Consider the following 16575-nt stretch of genomic DNA (forward strand, 5'->3'; position numbering starts at 1 on the left):
CAGCCCTCCACCACTGGCCCGAATCCCTCCCTCCGACCGCGTCCGGGGCCGGGTCGCGGGCCGTCCCCGCGGCTCCGCCGGCATTCCGTTTGGGATTTCGGACCGTCAACCGCGAGACTGCACCCGTGACGTCCCGTATCCCGCGCGACTCCAGGCTTCGACTCGTCCGCCCGCGACCCCTGGCCGCCGCCCCCACAGCGATCAACCAGCGGCGCTCGCGCCGCCCCGCGCCACGCCCCCCGGAAGGCACCCCCGCACCGGCGGAGCTGGCCAGAATGGCGCGCTCCGGTCTGGCCGCGGCGGCCCGCGTCGCCCGCTGGGCCGACGCGGCTCTCGGCCCCGGCGGGGACAGCGCCACCGCCGACGGCAAGGCCACCCTCTCCGACGCGACCGCGCAACGGGCGGCCCGGGCACTCGGCCTGACCCCGGCTCAGGTCCGTGCCGACTGGGACACCGCCCGCCTGGCCGGCCTCATCGAGGTGCACGGCGGCACCGCCCGCCCGGGCTGGCGGCTGCGGGCCTGGAACCGCGACGACAGCGCCGTGCTGCGCGGCTGGGTGGCCCTGTGCGACGCCTGGTCGCTGGCCCATCCCGAACCCGAGGAGTATGAGTCCGCCGCCGTCGCCGAGGTCGTCACGGCGATGCCGCAGGTGCTCTCCTTCCTCCAGTTGTCCGCAGGCCCCGTTCCCGTGCCGCAGCTCCTCGATCTGCTGCAGCAGCGGGTCACCGAGCTGCGTACGGAACGCTGCGAGATCGACTACGCGCCGCAGCCCGACGTGCCCCGGCCCGCGCTCCCCGAGCCGGCCGTGGCCGACGCCCCGCTCGAGCCGCTGCTCGACTGGGCACTGTCCGCGCTCGCCTCCGTCGGGGCCCTCACCTACGGCGACGGACAGGCCACGCTCACTCCGCTGGGCAGCTGGGCGGTGTGGGTCAAGCTGGAGCAGATCTGCGTCGCCGCGCAGAGCCCCGCCGGGAACATCGAGCAGGGCGCCGAGGACATGCTGCGCGGCTGCGCCCAACTGCGCCCCAACGCGGCCCGCGCCGAGTACCGGGCCTGGCTCGCCGCCCGGCCGGTCGGCAGCGCCGTCACCGAGCTCATCCGCGCCGCCCGCGGCGAGGACGCCCTGCTGCGCGGCCTCGCCTTCGAGGCGCTGCGGGTGGTCGGCGCTCCCGCGGAGCCCGAGGTCCGTACCGTGCTCGACGAACCGACGCTGCGGCCGTACGCCCTGCTGTGGCTCGCCGAGCACGACGGCGCCGATCCCGAGGACGCCCACGAGGTCCTCACCCGCGAGGAGGCCACCTGGCTGTGGGTGGACACGGCCGCCGCCGTCGCCGACCACGGCGAGGCCCCCCTGCTGGTCCGGCACCTGGAGTCCGCGGTGCAGCCGACCGTCCCCGCGCTGCTCAGCGAGGTACGCGCCGTCGGCCACCCGCGCACGGTGCAGGTCCTGGTCGCCCTGGCGGCAGCCCACCCCGACCCGGCCCTGGCCAAGGCGGTCCGCCGGGCCGCCTTCCAGGTCCACACCGGCGGCTGACCGCCCAGGTCCACACCGGCGGCTGACCGCGCCGTCACCCCGGGACAGCGCCACCGCACCGGGGACGGGCCGGGCCTCAGCCCCCCGTCTCCGGGGCGTACGTGCCGAAACTCCACACGTTGCCCTCCACGTCACGGGCCATGTAGTCCCGTGAGCCGTAGTCCTGGTCCGTCGGCGGCATCAGGATCTCCGCGCCCTGCTCCACCGCGCGCCGGTGGTGTGCGTCGACATCGTCCACGACGACGTACACCCCGGCCGGGCCCGCGCCCTCCATCGCCGTGTCGAACGCTCCGCCCCGGCCCTTCGAGCCCAGCATCACCACGCCGTCGCCCTGCGCCAGCTCGGCGTGCATCACCGTGCCGTCCTCGCCCTCGTAGACCGACAGTTCCCTGAAGCCGAACGCCTCCGTGAGCTGCCGGATCGCCGCCTTCGCGTCCCCGTACAGCAACGTCGGAACCACGCTCGGACGCCCGCCGCCCGTGCCAGCCATGCGATCACTTCCCTGTGTCTCGCGTACGCCGAAATGTCCAGTTGCCGCCCAGTCTGGCACCCGGCACCGACATCGGTGCCGAACCCCGGGTCCCGGCGGGACGTCCGCACACCGGCCCCGCGCCCAGAAAAAGCTCTTGCGGGGCCCCGTTAGAATGGCTCGCATGGCCATTCTCCTCGCGCATTAGACGGCGGGAACGTCCTCAGCCGCCCACCGCCACCCCATACCTGCCCTGGAGTCTGTCCGTGATCTCCGCCTCCGGCATCGAGCTGCGCGCCGGTGCCCGCGTGCTCATCGAAAGCGCCACCTTCCGCATCGCCAAGGGCGACCGCATCGGCCTGGTCGGCCGCAACGGTGCGGGCAAGACCACCCTCACCAAGGTCCTCGCCGGCATGGGGATCCCCGCCGCCGGTACGGTCACCCGCTCCGGCGAGGTCGGTTACCTGCCGCAGGACCCCCGCACCGGCGACCTCGACGTCCTCGCCCGCGACCGGATCCTCTCCGCCCGCGGCCTCGACGTACTGATCCGCAAGATGCGCGACAACGAACAGCGCATCGCGAACGGACAGGGCGCCACCCGCGAGAAGGCCCTCAAGCAGTACGAGCGCCAGGAGACCGAGTTCCTCACCAAGGGCGGGTACGCCGCCGAGGCCGAGGCCGCCACCATCGCCGCCGCGCTGAACCTGCCCGACCGCGTGCTCGGCCAGCCCCTGCACACCCTCTCCGGCGGTCAGCGCCGCCGCATCGAGCTCGCCCGGATCCTGTTCTCCGACGCGGACACCCTGCTGCTGGACGAGCCGACCAACCACCTTGACGCCGACTCGATCGTCTGGCTGCGCGACTACCTCAAGACCTACCGCGGCGGCTTCATCGTGATCTCCCACGACGTGGACCTGGTCGAGACGGTCGTCAACAAGGTGTTCTACCTGGACGCCAACCGCGCCCAGATCGACGTCTACAACATGGGCTGGAAGCTGTACCAGCAGCAGCGCGAGGCCGACGAGAAGCGCCGCAAGCGGGAGCGGCAGAACGCCGAGAAGAAGGCGTCCGCGCTGCATTCGCAGGCCGACAAGATGCGCGCCAAGGCGACCAAGACCGTCGCCGCGCAGAACATGGCCCGCCGCGCGGACAAGCTGCTGGCCGGCCTGGAGGCCGAGCGGAAGTCCGACAAGGTCGCCAAGCTGCGCTTCCCCGAGCCGTCCCCGTGCGGCAAGACCCCGCTCATGGCGGAGGGGCTGTCGAAGTCCTACGGCTCGCTGGAGATCTTCACCGACGTCGACCTGGCCATCGACAAGGGCTCCCGTGTCGTCATTCTCGGCCTCAACGGCGCGGGCAAGACGACCCTGCTCCGTCTCCTCGCCGGTACCGAGAAGCCCGACACCGGCCAGGTCATCGAGGGCCACGGCCTCAAGCTCGGCTACTACGCGCAGGAGCACGAGACCCTCGACCCGGACCGCACGGTGCTGGAGAACATGCGCTCCGCCGCCCCCGACCTCGACCTCGTCGAGGTCCGCAAGACGCTCGGCTCGTTCCTGTTCTCCGGCGACGACGTGGACAAGCCGGCCGGCGTCCTCTCCGGTGGTGAGAAGACCCGTCTGGCGCTCGCGACCCTCGTGGTCTCCTCGGCCAACGTGCTGCTTCTCGACGAGCCCACCAACAACCTCGATCCGGCCAGCCGCGAGGAGATCCTCGGCGCGCTGCGCACGTACAAGGGCGCGGTCGTCCTCGTCACGCACGACGAGGGCGCCGTCGAGGCGCTCCAGCCGGAGCGGATCATCCTGCTGCCGGACGGCGTCGAGGACCTGTGGGGCTCCGACTACGCGGACCTGGTCGCCCTGGCCTGATCCGGGTCCGCCTCCGGGGGCGAGCCAGGACGTCGGCCCAGGGTGATCGAAGGCGTGATCCACTGCGTATGGATCATTCGGCCCATCGGTGATCCATCATTCGTGTGAGATCTCCTCATCCCGGGGTGTGTCCTACACCGATTTCGCGGCCGAGCCCCCGGCGAACCGGGGCTCGGCCGTCCTGCCTCTCTGACCTGGTGTTTCCCAGAAGATGTCGAGGAAAAGCAGGGATGACGCCACCCGGAATCACTACTTCCGGTTGTGGGGACGCGCTCCCGTCGTCACCACCTTGTCTCATCGACCTTGCCGAATGGGTGGCCATGAGGGCCGGGAGGGGTGATCATGAGGAGACCAGAGCGCACTTCCCATGAGGAGGCACGGGTGGCCGAGACTCTGAAGAAGGGCAGCCGGGTGACCGGCGCCGCGCGCGACAAGCTCGCGGCAGACCTGAAGAAGAAGTACGACGCCGGTGCGAGCATCCGGGCATTGGCCGAGGAGACCGGCCGCTCGTATGGCTTTGTGCACCGCATGCTCAGCGAGTCGGGCGTCACGCTGCGAGGGCGTGGCGGGGCGACACGGGGCAAAAAGGCCCCGTCGGCCTGATCCCGGCGCCACGAGACCCGATGGTGGCCACCCGGTCGGCCGACTGACCGGCCGGGTGGTTACTGTGCAGTCACTTAGATGACCGCACCCATCGGAGGCGCCCCATGGCTTCGTCCGCCCAGGACCTCGGTCCTGCACTCGACAAGGACGGCGTACGGCTCACCGTCGACGACGCGATCGCCACGGTGACGCTGACCAACCCGGCCAAGCGCAACGCGCAGAGCCCCGCTCTGTGGCGGGCGCTGACCGAGGCGGGCCGGCTGCTGCCCGGCTCCGTCCGGGTCGTGGTGCTGCGTGGTGAGGGCAAGTCCTTCTCCGCCGGCCTCGACCGGCAGATGCTCTCCCCCGAGGGAATCGAGGGCGAGCCGTCGTTCCTCGACCTCGCGCGTGCCGACGACGCCGAGCTGGACGCCACCATCGCCGTGTACCAGGAGGCGTTCACCTGGTGGCGGCGCAGCGACATCGTGTCCATCGCCGCCGTGCAGGGACACGCCATCGGAGCCGGCTTCCAGCTGGCCCTCGCCTGTGACCTGCGTGTTGTCGCGGACGATGTGCAGTTCGCCATGCGCGAGACCAGCCTCGGTCTCGTCCCCGACCTGACCGGCACACACCCCCTGGTGGGCCTCGTCGGATACGCCCGCGCGCTGGAGATCTGCGCGACCGGGCGCTTCGTCACGGCCGAGGAGTCCGTGCACACCGGCCTGGCCAACCTCGCGGTGCCCGCGGCCGATCTCGACGCGTCCGTCCAGGACCTCGCCGCGGCGCTGCTGGCCGCCCCCCGGGACGCCGTCATCGAGACGAAGGCCCTTTTGCGCGGCGCTCAGGACCGCACCTACGAGGAGCAGCGCGCCGCCGAACGAGCCGCCCAGGCCCGTCGCCTGCGCGACCTGGCCGGCCTCGGCGAATAACGCACACGGTTCACGCCCCGGCGTGGCCCGTCCCGTCGCCCGGCCGCCGCGAAGCCCGTGCGCGTGAGGTGAGGTCCCCGGCACCGCGCGCGGGTGCCGGGGTGCCGCCGCGGATGGCGCCCCGCCGGGTGGTGTAGCCGATCAGCGGACCGGAACTCGCAGGTCACGCCGGGACGTCGACCGGCTGGGGCACTCCCGGCGCCGGACCGGGCCACTTCGCGTGCCGCGCCGACGTGCAGATCGTCGTGAGCCGGGTACCGGAGGGCGAAGCGCGTGATCGCTTACACCACCTCGCGGGACGCGACCCCGCCGCGGGCCCGTCCCGGGGTGTTCCGCCGGATGCTCGCGCCGCTGGGCCCCGGCGGGGCGGTCAGTCGAGCGCGGTCACCAGGACCGTCACCGTCGGCCGGTCCGGCAGGGCGGCGGACACGGCCTCGCGGACCGCTCGGGCCACCTCCAGGGGGCGGTGATCCACCCGGACCGCGAGGTCCACGCGCGCGTGGCGGCGGGGCAGGGCCGCGCCGCTGTGGTGTTCGGACAGCTGGACCGGGCGGCCCGGCGTGCCCGTCAGCCGGCTCACTCCCGGGACGGCGAGCGCGGCGGCCGCGATCCGGCCCGCTTCCGAGTCGGGGCCGGCCGACTTGGCTGGTTCGGCTGGTTCGGCTGGTTCGGCCGGCTCGGACGCCTTGGCCGGCTCGGACGCCTTGGCCGGCTCGGGCGCCGGCGCGGCCGCATGCGCCGGCGGATCGGTGTCCAGCAGCTCCGTCACCCGCAGGTCCACCTCCGTCACCGCCAGCCCGATCCGTTCCGTGGCGGCCCCGGCCAGTGCCGCACGCAGACGGGACGCCGTCACCGGCAGTGGCCGCGCCGCCGTGGCCGCGAACTCCACGGCCAGCCGCAGCGGACCCGGCGGCAGCGCGCTCGGCGGGGCCGGCACGACCGGCTCACCCGCGTCCTCCGGTGCGGCGAGCCCGATCCGCAGACCGTCCAGGCGTACGCCGGGCGCGTCCCGCTCCACCGCGCGGCGCAGCAGCTCCGCCGCCGCCCGCTCGGCGATCCACGCTCCGTCGCGCGGTCCGCCCAGGGGCACGATCCTGCCCAGCCCCACCTGCTGCCGCACCGCGTGCGTCCATCGGTCCACCGTCACTCCTCCAGCCTGCCGCATTCCTGGCGCGGTACACGGCAAGCACGCATACGGTGGTCGAAGGAGGACGCTCGAAGGGAGTTGCGGCGATGACCGACATGACCGGTGACGGCTCGGTACGGGCCTCCGACCCGGAGAAGCACCTCGTGGAGACCGCCCCGCGCAAGGGTCAGGCAACCCGGCGCGGCGGAGGCGACCCCTCCACCCGTGGCCGTACCACCATCTCCGACGGGGTCGTGGAGAAGATCGCCGGGCTGGCCGCCCGGGACGTGCTCGGCGTCCACGCCATGGGCAGCGGACTGTCGCGGACCTTCGGAGCGGTACGCGACCGGGTGCCCGGCGGCCAGAAGTCGGTGACGCGCGGTGTGAAGGTCGAGGTCGGCGAGGTGCAGACCGCGCTCGACCTGGAGATCGTCGTCGACTACGGCGTGTCCATCACCGATGTCGCCAGGGACGTACGGGAGAACGTCATCGCGGCGGTCGAGCGGATGACCGGCCTGGAGGTGGTCGAGGTCAACATCGCGGTGACCGACGTGAAGCTGCCCGAGGAAGAGGAAGAGGAGCAGCGGGAGAGCCGCCTTCAGTAGAGCTCGGTGAGCGGAGGAGCGCACCATGAGAATGGCCGTGGTCGGCATGATCGCCGGCATGGCACTGGGCTTCGCCGGATACTTCGGCGGATTCGGGGCCTTCCTGCTGGTGGCTGCCCTGGGCGCCGTCGGCTTCGTCGTCGGACGGTTCCTCGAGGGAGACCTGGAACTCGGCGACTTCTTCCGCCCCCGTGACGAACGGCGGCGGTGACGGCGGTGAGCACGGGGGCCGTCGAACTCGATGGAGGTCCGGCCGCCGTCGCGGCGGGCGAGCGCGGGGCGACCAGGATCGCCGACCGGGTGGTGGCGAAGATCGCCACGCAGGCCGCCCGCGAGGCCATCGGCACACCGGCGCCGGGCGCCGCACCACCCCACGCGAGCGTGGTCGTGCACCACGACGCCGCCCGGGTCCGCGTGCACATCGAACTCGACTACCCCGGCGACATCGGCGGCCGGTGCCGACGGGTACGCAGCCACGTGGTGGAACGGGTACGCGCGTTGACGGGCATGGCCGTGCCCGAGGTCGTCGTGCAGGTGGAACGGCTGCACCCGGCGGCCGCGTCCGGCGCGGAGCACGGGAGGACGCGATGAGCGAACCCCACGGCACGGTCGCGGAGCAGAGTCCACCGCCCGCGGAGGGCCGGACCGCCGGGTCCGGCCGCGCCGACCAAAGGCACCGGCGCTTCTGGTCGGCCCGCCGGGTCCCCGCGGGCCTGCTCGCGCTGGTGATCCTGGTGATCGCGGGCGCGTTCCTCTACGACATCGTCGCCGTGCGCGCCGGCCGGGACGGGATGAGCTGGCGCAAGGAGCTGGCCCGGCAACTCGCCGAGCGGCCCCTGGACGACATCTGGGTGCTGATTGGCGCCGGCGTCGCGGCCGCGCTCGGGCTCTGGCTGTTCCTGCTCGCCGTGACCCCCGGCCTGCGCGGTCTGCTCCCGATGCGCCGCACCCACCCCGACGTACGCGCGGCACTGCACCGCGACGCCGTCGCGACGGTGCTCCGCGACCGGGTCATGGAGGTGTCCGGGGTGCAGTCGGCACGGGTCACGGTGAAGCGGACCCGCGCCGATGTCCGCGCGGTGTCGCACTTCCGTGAACCGGACGAGGTACGGGCCGACGCGACCGAGGTGCTCGACGAAGCGGTCGCGGGGCTGGGCCTGGACCGGCCGCCCACCCTGTCGCTGCGCGTGCGGCGGCCCGGACGGAAGGGACGGTAGCGGTGCCCAGGAGTGTCAACCGCGTGCTGCTCGCGATCGCAGGACTGGTGCTGACCGCCCTCGGCGGTTCCGTGCTGGCGATCGGCCTGGGGGCGCCGGCCCCCTCCTGGTGGCTGCACGACGGACCCGGCGACGTGCTGCTCGACGAGGCCGAGCGGACCCGGTGGCGGGACGAGGACTGGTGGTGGCCCGTCGTCATCGCGGCCCTCGCCGTACTGTTCCTGCTCTGTCTGTGGTGGCTGATCGCGGTGCTGCGCAGGCGGCGACTGCCCGAGGTACTGATCGACACCGGTGACGGCGAGGGCGCGGCACTGCGCGGCCGGGCACTGGAACACGCCATGGCGGAGGAAGCGGCCGGCCTGGACGGCGTCGCCCAGGCACATGTCCTGCTCACCGGCCGCCGCGGCGGTCCCCGCACGCGGATACTCCTCACCCTGGAACCCCACGTGGACCCCGGTACGGCCCTGCACACCCTCACCACGGGCGTCCTCGCCCACGCCCGCGAATCCACCGGCCTGGCCACCCTCCCCACGGAGGCCCGCCTGCACGCGGTGAAACACCGCCCGGAACGAGTCACCTGACCCGCCCGCCCCCACCCCGCAGGCTCCCCAACCCTGCCCCCGCCACACCGTCCCCCCGCGGGCCGCGCGCGACCATGAACCCCGGCGCGTCAGAACCCGTGCCGGAAACCCCCGTCCACGGGCACCATCACCCCCGACACATAGGACGCCGCCGGCGACATCAAGAACGCCGCCGTACGCCCGAACTCCTCCGGCGTCCCGTACCGCCGCAACGGAATACGCGACTCCGACGCCTGCCGCGTGGCTTCCGGATCCGCGGACAGCGCGTCCAGCTCCCGCACCCGATCCGTGTCGATCCGCCCCGGCAGCACCCCCACCACCCGGATCCCCCGGGGCCCCAGCTCGTCCGCCAACGACTTGGCGAACCCGGCCAGTCCCGGCCGCAGCCCGTTCGAGATCGTCAGCCCGGGAATCGGCTCATGCACCGACCCCGACAGCACGAACCCGATGACACCGCCCTCGCCCAGCTCCCCCGCGGCCGCCCGGGCCATCCGCACCGCACCGAGGAACACCGACTCGAACGCCGACCGCCACTGCTCGTCGGTGGTGTCGGCGACGAACCCCGGCGGCGGCCCGCCCACGCTGACGAGAACGCCGTCGAAGCGCCCGAACCGCTCCCGCGCGGTGGCGATCAGCCGCTCCGGTGCCGCCGGGTCGGCGTTGTCGACGGCCACCCCGACCGCGCCCGGCCCCAGAGCGGCGGCCGCCTCCGCGACGGACGTCTCCTCCCGCCCCGTGACGACCACCTTCGCCCCGTCGGCGACGAGTTCCCGCGCGGAGGCGTTGCCCAGCCCGCGCGTCGCCCCGGTGACCACGTACACCCGGTCCTTCAGTCCAAGATCCATGGCTTCTATCCTGCCCCCTCGGCGCCGAACAGAGTCAGGGCGGTGTTCACCAGCCCGATGTGACTGAACGCCTGCGGAAAGTTCCCCAGCAGTCGCTCGCCCACCGGGTCGTACTCCTCCGCCAGCAGCCCCACGTCGTTGGCGAGCCCCAGCAGGCGCTCGAACAGCTCGCGCGCCTCGTCCGTACGGCCGGTCAGGTGCAGCGCGTCCGCCAGCCAGAACGAGCACACCAGGAAGGTGCCCTCCCGTCCGGGCAGTCCGTCGAGCTCCGTGGCGTCCGGCGTGTAGCGGCGCACGAACCCGTCCTGGCCCAGCTCCGCACGGATCGCCTCGATGGTGCCGAGCACCCGGGGATCGTCGGGCGGCAGAAAGCCCACCCGAGGGATCAGCAGCAGCGCCGCGTCGAGCTCGCGCGAGCCGTAGGACTGCGTGAACGTGTTCCGCGCGGGGTCGTACCCCTTCTCGCAGACCTCCCGGTGCACCTCGTCGCGCAGCTTCCGCCAGCCGTCCAGGTCCCCCTCCAGATCCGGGGACTCCTCCATGGCGCGCACCGTGCGGTCGGCGGCCACCCAGACCATCACCTTGGAGTGCACGAAGTGGCGCCGGCCGCCGCGCACCTCCCACAGGCCCTCGTCCGGCTGCCGCCAGGCCGTGCGCAGGAACGTCAGCAGCACCGACTGCAGCGCCCACACGTCCGGCTTCACCGAAAGACCCGAACTCCGGGCCAGCGCCAAGGAGTCCACGACCTCCCCGTACACGTCCAACTGGAGCTGGTTGACCGCCTCGTTGCCGATCCGTACCGGCGCGGCACCGCCGAAACCGGACAGCCACGGCAGCTCGGACTCCGGCAGCCGCCGCTCGCCCGCGAGCCCGTACATGATCTGCAGGTCCGCCGGGTCGCCCGCCACCGCGCGGAGCAGCCAGTCGCGCCAGGCCTCCGCCTCTTCCTGGTAGCCGGCCGCCAGCAGCGCGTTCAGCGTCAGCGTGGAGTCGCGCAGCCAGCAGAAACGGTAGTCCCAGTTGCGTACCCCGCCCGGCTCCTCCGGCAGCGAGGTAGTGGGCGCGGCGACGATACCGCCGGTGGGACGGTAGGTGAGCGCCTTGAGGGTGATCAGCGACCGGACGACCGCGTCCCGGTGCGGGCCGTCGTAACGGCAGCGCCCGGCCCACGCCTTCCAGTCCTTGACGCTGTGCCGCAGGGAGGCGTACGGGTCGACCAGCGCGGGCCGCGGCTCGTGGGAGGGGTGCCAGGTCAGTACGAACGCGACCCGCTCGCCCTCCTTGACCGTGAACTCCGAGTGGGTGCCCAGGTCCTCGCCCCAGGTGGGCACCTCCGGGACGCTGCGCAGCCACGCCGAGTCCGGTCCGGCCACCGCCACCCGGTGGCCGTCGGACCTGCGCACCCAGGGCACGACCGAGCCGTAGTCGAAGCGCAGCCGGAGCGTGCTGCGCACGGTCACCTCACCCCGTACGCCCTGCACGACGCGCACCAGGTCGGGCGCGCGGTGACGCTGCGGCATCAGATCGGTGACCAGCACCGCACCCTCGGGGGTCTCCCACTCGGTGTCCAGGACCAGGGTGTCCTCGCGGTAGGACCGGCGGGTGCAGCGGTCCGCGCCGACCGGGGCGATCCGCCAGTGCCCGTTGTTCTCGTCGCCGAGCAGCCGGGCGAAGCAGGCCGCCGAGTCGAAGCGGGGCAGGCAGAGCCAGTCGATCGAGCCGCCCGCGCCCACCAGGGCAGCGGTCTGTTCGTCGCCGATGAGCGCGTAGTCCTCGATACGGTGCACGGGGTGCGGGTTCCCGGCCATCGGGTGCCGCAATCAGCGCTGAAGCCGGGGGAGTGACGGGCCGTCGGCCGCCGCGGCGCCGTTGCCGGAGAAGATGACTCCGGGATGCGAGGGGGCCTGATTGAGCACCCACAGGCCGATCAGCGTGGCCAGCGTGAAGACGACGGCGACGAGCACCGTGAGGACGAGCCGCCGCCGGCGTTCCCGGCGCAGCCACTCGCCGCGCGCGGTGCGGTAGGCGTCGGGGTCGGGCAGTACACCGCCGGCCAGCGCCTGGAGGGCGTCGCGCAGTTCCCGTTCGGTGCGCTCCGCGTCCGCCGGGCGGGGTGGCTCGGCCCGGTCGTGGTCCGTGCGGTCCGGGTCGGTGCCACGCGACCAGGTCGCGTCTCGATGCGTCATCGCCGGGCCTCCATGGCCTGGGTCAGCGCGGCGATACCGCGCGAGGTGTGGGTCTTGACGGAACCGCGGGTGATGCCCATCGCGGCGGCTATCTCGCTCTCCTTCAGCCCGAGCCAGTGCCGCAGTACCAGCGCCTCGCGCTGCCGGGCCGGAAGGTGCTGGAGGGCGTCGATCAGTACCCGCTGGTCGTCGCGGAGCAGCGCGGTGTTCTCGGCGGAGGTCACGGTCTGGTCGGACGGGGCCGCCGGACGCTCCTCGTGCCGGCGGGCGACCTGGAGGTGGCGTATCCGCATCCGGGTCAGATTGCAGACCGTGGAGCGCAGATACGCCTCCGCCGCGGCCACGTCCTTCAGCCGCCGCCACTTGCGGTAGATCTGGTAGTACGCCTCGGCCACCACGTTCTCCGGGTCGTCGGCGCCCAGCAGCACGGCGAGCCGCAGCATCGAGGAGTAGTGCAGCTCGAAGAGGCGGGCGACCCCGGCCTCCCGCTCCAGATCGGCCGGGCCGGTGACGACGGGTCCGGGCGGCCCGGCCGGAACCGCGGCGGCCGGAACCGCGGCGGCCGGAACCGCGGCGTGCGGGACCGGGGCGTGCGGGACCGCGGCGGGTGGGGGCGCCGCGGGGGCCGGCGGCAGTGTGGTCCGGGTGTGCTGTCTGCGTCTCACGAGTTGTTCGCTCCCGTCTCCGGACGTCGCCCGGCCATCAGGCGGGACGGCAGGTCGGTGGCGTCGGCGCCGCGCGGGACACCGAACCGTGCCAGGGCTGCGGTGCCGGCCACCGCGACGGTCAGATTGAGCAGCAGGGCGGCGACCCCGGCGTAGATCTCCAGCGGCCCGGCGCCCGTGTCGAGCGGCACGATGGAGGCGAACCCCTCGCGCACCACCAGATACGTTCCCCAGGCCATGCCCACCGCCCACCCGGCGAGCAGCGCCCTCGGATGCAGCCACCGCGAGTACAGCCCGACCGCCACCGCCGGGAAGATCTGCAGGATCCACACCCCGCCGAGCAGCTGGAGGTTGATGGCATCCTGGTCGCGCAGCCCGAACACGAACGCCACGGCACCGAGTTTCGCGGTCAGCGACACCGCCTTGGCGACCCGCACCTGCCGTTTCGGGGTGGCCGTCGGATGGACGTACTCGACGTACACATTGCGTACGAAGCTGGTCGCGGCGGCGATCGACATCACCGCCGCCGGCACCAGCGCGCCCACGACGATCGCGCCGAACACCAGCCCGGCCAGCGGGCCCGGCATCAGCCGGTCGACCAGCATCGGCACCGCCGCCTCGGCCCCGCCCTCGGGGGCCCGCACCCCGGCCGCCAGGGCGGCGAGGCCGAGAAACCCGAACAGCGCCAGCAGCGCGGTCCAGGCCGGCAGCCCCGCCGACACCTTGCGCAGCGTGCGCGTGCCGTCGGCGGCGAACCCGGCGGTGAGCACATGCGGGTACATCAGCAGCGCCAGGGCGGAGCCGAGCGCCAGCGTGGCGTAGGCGGGCTGCTGGTCCGGCGTGAGCAGCAGCGGGGAGTGGGCCGTGTCCGTGCCGCCGAGGGCACGCGCCGCCCCGTCGAAGACCGCGCCGGGGCCGCCGAACCGCTCCAGGACCAGCCAGCAGACGGCGGTGAGCGAGACGAACACCGCCACCGCCTTCAGCGCGGAGATCACCGTGGGCGCCCGCAGCCCGTGCCGGTAGGTGGCCAGGGCGAGACCCGCGAACACCCCCACCATCACCAGGTCCCCGGTGGCGCCGTGCGGATAGAGGCCGCCCGCGGTGAGCACCGCGCGGATGCCGAGCAGTTGCAGCGCCAGGTACGGCATCGTCGCCAGGATCCCGGTCAGCGCGACGACCAGGGCCAGCGGGGGCGAGCCGTAGCGGCCGCGCACGAAGTCGGCGGCGGTGATGTAGCCGTGCCGCCGGGCCACGCTCCACAACCGGCTGAGCAGCACGAAGGCGAGCGGGCAGACGATCACGGTGTACGGCACCGCGAAGAAGGCGGGTGCGCCGTTGCCGTACGCCAGACCCGGTACGGCGGTGAAGGTGTACGCCGTGTAGATCGTCCCGCCGAGCAGCAGCCAGGTCCAGCCGGCGCCGAGGCTCCGGTCGGCGAGTGCCCAGCCCTCCAGCGAGGGCAGCCGGTCGCTCGGCCTGAGCCGTCGCGCGGTGGCGGCGAGCAGCGACGCCCCGCCGATCACGGCGAGGAACGTCGCGGTCATGGCGCTGTCCGCCATGCGTCACCGTCCCGGTCCCTGGTGTGCTGTGCCCTCGGGGGAGAGTTGCGCGGAGGGCCTGTCCGGATGACACCGGACGGACGGCTCGTTCGTCCGGTGCGCCGCGTCACTCTCGCACAGAGCGCCCCGAACCGGGAGAGGAGCGCAGGTCGCGGCACGGACCGGTGATTCCCGGCTACGCCGCGTGTCCCTCGCCGGGGAGGGCTACACGGCCGCGGGTTCCGCCTGCTCGGCGTCCGGCGTCTTCGCCGCCCCGGTCCGCTCCCGGTTCTCGCGGCGGACCAGCACGACCCAGCCGACCGGCACGGCCGCCGCGAACAGCCACCACTGGACGGCGTAGGCGTAGTTCAGCGCGGCGTTCTCCTTGCCGGGGTTCGCCAGCTGCTGCGGGGTGCCGCCCTCCGCTTCGGGCGCCGTCTGCGCCACATAGCCGCCGAGCACCCGGGCGCCGAGCCGCTCGGCCTCCAGCTCGCTGTTGACCAGCATGATCTGCCGGTCCGGCAGGCCCTTGAGGTCCTTGATGCCGCTCGCCTCGGTCGTCTCGTCGGGCATCAGCCGGCCCCGGATCGTGATCTCGCCGCGCGGCGGTGCGGGGATGTCGGGGAAGGCGGTCTGGCTCGGCCCGTCCGCGGGGATCCAGCCCCGGTTGACGAGCAGGACCGCGCCGTCGGCGAGGACGAACGGCGTGAGGACATGGAAACCGACCTCGTCGTCGGCGTTGGTGCGGCGGCGGACGACGACCTCGTCATCCGTCTCGAAGCGGCCCGTGGCGGTCACCGTGCGGTACCGCTCGGCGCGGGTCACGGCGTGCCCGGGGGACGCCAGCCGCTCCACGGGGACCGGGTCGGCGGCCAGCGCGTCGGTGACCAGCTGGTTCCGGGCGGCGCGCTCGTCGTGGCGGTCCATCTGCCAGAAGCCCAGCCAGATCATCGTGGGGACGAGGAGCAGGGCGACCAGGGTGATGGTCACCCACTGGCGGGACAACAGAAAGCGGTACACCCCACGACCGTACAACTCGGCCGCGGGGTGCTTTCAGGCGGGTACGTCCATTCACACCCGGTCGATGATCCCCGCCCTTCCCTCCGCGCGGGCGCAGTGCGCACCGCAGTACCAGTGCCCGTCGGCCTCGACGCCCTGGCCGATGATCTGTACCCGGCAGTGCTCGCAGATCGGGGCCATGCGGTGGATCGCGCAGGAGAAGCAGTCGAAGACGTGCACCGCGCCCTGCGCGTGCACCTCGAAGGTCATTCCGTAGCTGTTGCCGCAGACTTCGCATGTCGCCATGGGGCACAGCGTGAGCCGTCGGCGCGGCGCGGGCGAGTGGGCGGCAGGCGAGTCGCCCGTCAATCACCCGTCCGCAGGGTCCGCACGCCGTGCCCGCTCAGCCCGGCGACGCGGACTCGACGTCGCCGAGCAGCTGGCCGAACGCCGCCTCGTCGACCACCGGTGTGCCGTACTGCCGGGCCTTGACCACCTTGGACGTCCCCGAGTCGGGGTCGTTGGTGACCAGGAGGCTGGTCAGCCGGGACAGGCTGGTGGCGACATGCAGCCCGGCCTCGGTCGCGCGGTCCTCCAGCAGGTCCCGCTCGACGGTGGTGTCCCCGGAGAACGCCACCCGCATGCCCTGCTTGAGTCGCTTGCCCGGTTCGTACCGTCCCGGGTTGGGGTGGGGGCACGCGGGCCGTTTCCGGGACGGGCGCCAACTGGACGGCTGCCGGCCGCCGTAGCCGGCCTGCTGTCCGATGCGGGGCCGGTCCGTCCACTCGGTCAGCGGCAGGCACTCGTGCAGCGGCAGCCGTACGCCGTCCGCCGCCGCGGCCCGCAGACTGGGCCGGAACGCCTCCGCCAGCACGCGCGCGTCGTCCAGCGCGTGGTGCGCCCGCCGCTGCACGACGCCGAAGTGCGCGGCGAGCGACTCCAGCTTGTGGTTGGGCAGGGGAAGCCTCAGCTCCTTGGAGAGGGCGATGGTGCACAGCCGCTGCTTCACCGGAGCCTCGCCGCGCGCGCGGGCGTACTCCCGGGCGATCATCTGCCAGTCGAAGACGGCGTTGTGCGCGACCAGCACCCGGCCCTCAAGCCGGGTCGCGAACTCCGCGGCGATGTCCTGGAAGAGGGGTGCCCCCTCAAGCATCTCGCTCGTCAGGCCGTGGATCCACACCGGGCCCGGATCCCGCTCCGGATTGACCACCGTGTACCAGTGGTCCTCGACCTCGCCCCGTGCGTCCAGCCGGTAGACGGCCGCGGAGATGATCCGGTCGTCCCGGGCCAGCCCCGTGGTCTCCACGTCGACGACCGCGTATCCCCGGGGATACGCGGCCGGCCACGCGGTGGGGGAGGAGGCTGCGGCGGTGAGGTCTTCGAGCATGGTTCATGAGGATACGGGCCGCGTCCGACACTGCTGTCCGTCAGGT

19 protein-coding genes are annotated in these 16575 nt (G+C 73.1%); 9 read left to right on the forward strand and 10 right to left on the reverse strand.

Annotated elements, in window-relative coordinates; all coding sequences use genetic code 11:
- The first annotated feature begins 125 nt into the window (after positions 1-125).
- Entirely contained in the window at positions 126-1535 is a 1410-nt protein-coding gene (locus ACIF9R_RS05700; RefSeq protein WP_399974793.1) for a hypothetical protein, read from the forward strand.
- Between the two features lie 76 nt (positions 1536-1611).
- Here ACIF9R_RS05700 and ACIF9R_RS05705 read toward each other — a convergent pair whose 3' ends face one another.
- On the reverse strand, positions 1612-2025 hold the full coding sequence (locus ACIF9R_RS05705) for a VOC family protein (RefSeq protein WP_399974795.1): 414 nt from the start codon (positions 2023-2025) through the stop codon (positions 1612-1614).
- 245 nt (positions 2026-2270) lie between these two features.
- On the opposite strand from ACIF9R_RS05705, the gene ACIF9R_RS05710 reads away from it, so the two are divergent.
- From ACIF9R_RS05710 to ACIF9R_RS05720, 3 genes are all read left to right on the forward strand, one after another.
- Positions 2271-3869: an ABC-F family ATP-binding cassette domain-containing protein gene (locus ACIF9R_RS05710; protein ID WP_399974798.1), complete on the forward strand. Its 1599-nt coding sequence runs from the start codon at positions 2271-2273 to the stop codon at positions 3867-3869.
- 381 nt (positions 3870-4250) lie between these two features.
- Positions 4251-4472, forward strand: coding sequence for a helix-turn-helix domain-containing protein (locus tag ACIF9R_RS05715; RefSeq protein WP_029385158.1), 222 nt, complete (start codon positions 4251-4253; stop codon positions 4470-4472).
- A 104-nt stretch (positions 4473-4576) separates the two neighbouring features.
- Complete coding sequence (locus ACIF9R_RS05720; RefSeq protein ID WP_399974800.1) at positions 4577-5380, forward strand: enoyl-CoA hydratase/isomerase family protein; 804 nt, start codon at positions 4577-4579, stop codon at positions 5378-5380.
- 370 nt (positions 5381-5750) lie between these two features.
- Here ACIF9R_RS05720 and ACIF9R_RS05725 read toward each other — a convergent pair whose 3' ends face one another.
- Positions 5751-6527 carry a nucleopolyhedrovirus P10 family protein gene (locus tag ACIF9R_RS05725; protein ID WP_399974803.1) on the reverse strand — a complete coding sequence of 259 codons (777 nt, stop codon included), beginning with the start codon at positions 6525-6527 and terminating at the stop codon, positions 5751-5753.
- Positions 6528-6613: 86 nt separating this feature from the next.
- Here ACIF9R_RS05725 and ACIF9R_RS05730 point away from each other — a divergent pair, with 86 nt between their 5' ends.
- From ACIF9R_RS05730 to amaP, 5 genes are read left to right on the forward strand one after another with little or no spacing between them, the layout of a single operon-like run.
- Entirely contained in the window at positions 6614-7111 is a 498-nt protein-coding gene (locus tag ACIF9R_RS05730; protein WP_399974805.1) for an Asp23/Gls24 family envelope stress response protein, read from the forward strand.
- 25 nt (positions 7112-7136) lie between these two features.
- Positions 7137-7322, forward strand: a complete 186-nt coding sequence (locus tag ACIF9R_RS05735; RefSeq protein ID WP_399974807.1) for a hypothetical protein — start codon at positions 7137-7139, stop codon at positions 7320-7322.
- Positions 7319-7702: a hypothetical protein gene (locus ACIF9R_RS05740; protein WP_399974809.1), complete on the forward strand. Its 384-nt coding sequence runs from the start codon at positions 7319-7321 to the stop codon at positions 7700-7702. Before ACIF9R_RS05735 ends, ACIF9R_RS05740 begins: the two co-directional genes overlap by 4 nt.
- On the forward strand, positions 7699-8328 hold the full coding sequence (locus tag ACIF9R_RS05745; RefSeq protein ID WP_399974811.1) for a DUF6286 domain-containing protein: 630 nt from the start codon (positions 7699-7701) through the stop codon (positions 8326-8328). The genes ACIF9R_RS05740 and ACIF9R_RS05745 overlap by 4 nt, the downstream gene beginning before the upstream one ends.
- 2 nt (positions 8329-8330) lie before the next feature.
- Complete coding sequence (amaP, locus tag ACIF9R_RS05750; protein WP_399974814.1) at positions 8331-8909, forward strand: alkaline shock response membrane anchor protein AmaP; 579 nt, start codon at positions 8331-8333, stop codon at positions 8907-8909.
- 89 nt (positions 8910-8998) lie between these two features.
- Here amaP and ACIF9R_RS05755 read toward each other — a convergent pair whose 3' ends face one another.
- From ACIF9R_RS05755 to ACIF9R_RS05790, 8 genes are all read right to left on the reverse strand, one after another.
- Positions 8999-9754 carry an SDR family NAD(P)-dependent oxidoreductase gene (locus tag ACIF9R_RS05755; protein WP_399974816.1) on the reverse strand — a complete coding sequence of 252 codons (756 nt, stop codon included), beginning with the start codon at positions 9752-9754 and terminating at the stop codon, positions 8999-9001.
- 5 nt (positions 9755-9759) lie between these two features.
- Positions 9760-11562 carry a glycoside hydrolase family 15 protein gene (locus tag ACIF9R_RS05760; protein WP_399974819.1) on the reverse strand — a complete coding sequence of 601 codons (1803 nt, stop codon included), beginning with the start codon at positions 11560-11562 and terminating at the stop codon, positions 9760-9762.
- Positions 11563-11574: 12 nt separating this feature from the next.
- Positions 11575-11940 carry a hypothetical protein gene (locus ACIF9R_RS05765; protein WP_399974822.1) on the reverse strand — a complete coding sequence of 122 codons (366 nt, stop codon included), beginning with the start codon at positions 11938-11940 and terminating at the stop codon, positions 11575-11577.
- Complete coding sequence (locus ACIF9R_RS05770; protein WP_399974825.1) at positions 11937-12605, reverse strand: RNA polymerase sigma factor; 669 nt, start codon at positions 12603-12605, stop codon at positions 11937-11939. Before ACIF9R_RS05770 ends, ACIF9R_RS05765 begins: the two co-directional genes overlap by 4 nt.
- The gene (locus ACIF9R_RS05775) at positions 12602-14164 is read right to left on the reverse strand and encodes a sodium:solute symporter (protein ID WP_399974828.1); all 1563 of its coding nucleotides are present in this window, start codon (positions 14162-14164) and stop codon (positions 12602-12604) included. The genes ACIF9R_RS05770 and ACIF9R_RS05775 overlap by 4 nt, the downstream gene beginning before the upstream one ends.
- Positions 14165-14368: 204 nt before the next feature.
- A complete protein-coding gene (locus tag ACIF9R_RS05780; protein ID WP_399974831.1) occupies positions 14369-15163 on the reverse strand; it encodes an SURF1 family protein in 795 nt (264 codons plus the stop codon).
- Positions 15164-15214: 51 nt separating this feature from the next.
- Positions 15215-15448: a hypothetical protein gene (locus ACIF9R_RS05785; protein WP_399974833.1), complete on the reverse strand. Its 234-nt coding sequence runs from the start codon at positions 15446-15448 to the stop codon at positions 15215-15217.
- Positions 15449-15545: 97 nt separating this feature from the next.
- Positions 15546-16529, reverse strand: a complete 984-nt coding sequence (locus ACIF9R_RS05790) for a DEDDh family exonuclease (protein ID WP_399974835.1) — start codon at positions 16527-16529, stop codon at positions 15546-15548.
- Positions 16530-16575: the final 46 nt, after the last annotated feature.

It is taken from the genome of Streptomyces sp. NPDC086080, assembly GCF_044540255.1.
GTDB lineage: Bacteria > Actinomycetota > Actinomycetes > Streptomycetales > Streptomycetaceae > Streptomyces.

Coding starts and splice junctions, on each gene's coding strand:
- ACIF9R_RS05705 (WP_399974795.1), bottom strand. CDS start 2,025: ATGGCTGGCACGGGCGGCGGGCGTCCGAGCGTGGTTCCGACGTTGCTG.
- ACIF9R_RS05720 (WP_399974800.1), top strand. CDS start 4,577: ATGGCTTCGTCCGCCCAGGACCTCGGTCCTGCACTCGACAAGGACGGC.
- ACIF9R_RS05730 (WP_399974805.1), top strand. CDS start 6,614: ATGACCGACATGACCGGTGACGGCTCGGTACGGGCCTCCGACCCGGAG.
- ACIF9R_RS05735 (WP_399974807.1), top strand. CDS start 7,137: ATGAGAATGGCCGTGGTCGGCATGATCGCCGGCATGGCACTGGGCTTC.
- ACIF9R_RS05745 (WP_399974811.1), top strand. CDS start 7,699: ATGAGCGAACCCCACGGCACGGTCGCGGAGCAGAGTCCACCGCCCGCG.
- ACIF9R_RS05755 (WP_399974816.1), bottom strand. CDS start 9,754: ATGGATCTTGGACTGAAGGACCGGGTGTACGTGGTCACCGGGGCGACG.
- ACIF9R_RS05760 (WP_399974819.1), bottom strand. CDS start 11,562: ATGGCCGGGAACCCGCACCCCGTGCACCGTATCGAGGACTACGCGCTC.
- ACIF9R_RS05765 (WP_399974822.1), bottom strand. CDS start 11,940: ATGACGCATCGAGACGCGACCTGGTCGCGTGGCACCGACCCGGACCGC.
- ACIF9R_RS05775 (WP_399974828.1), bottom strand. CDS start 14,164: ATGGCGGACAGCGCCATGACCGCGACGTTCCTCGCCGTGATCGGCGGG.
- ACIF9R_RS05785 (WP_399974833.1), bottom strand. CDS start 15,448: ATGGCGACATGCGAAGTCTGCGGCAACAGCTACGGAATGACCTTCGAG.
- ACIF9R_RS05790 (WP_399974835.1), bottom strand. CDS start 16,529: ATGCTCGAAGACCTCACCGCCGCAGCCTCCTCCCCCACCGCGTGGCCG.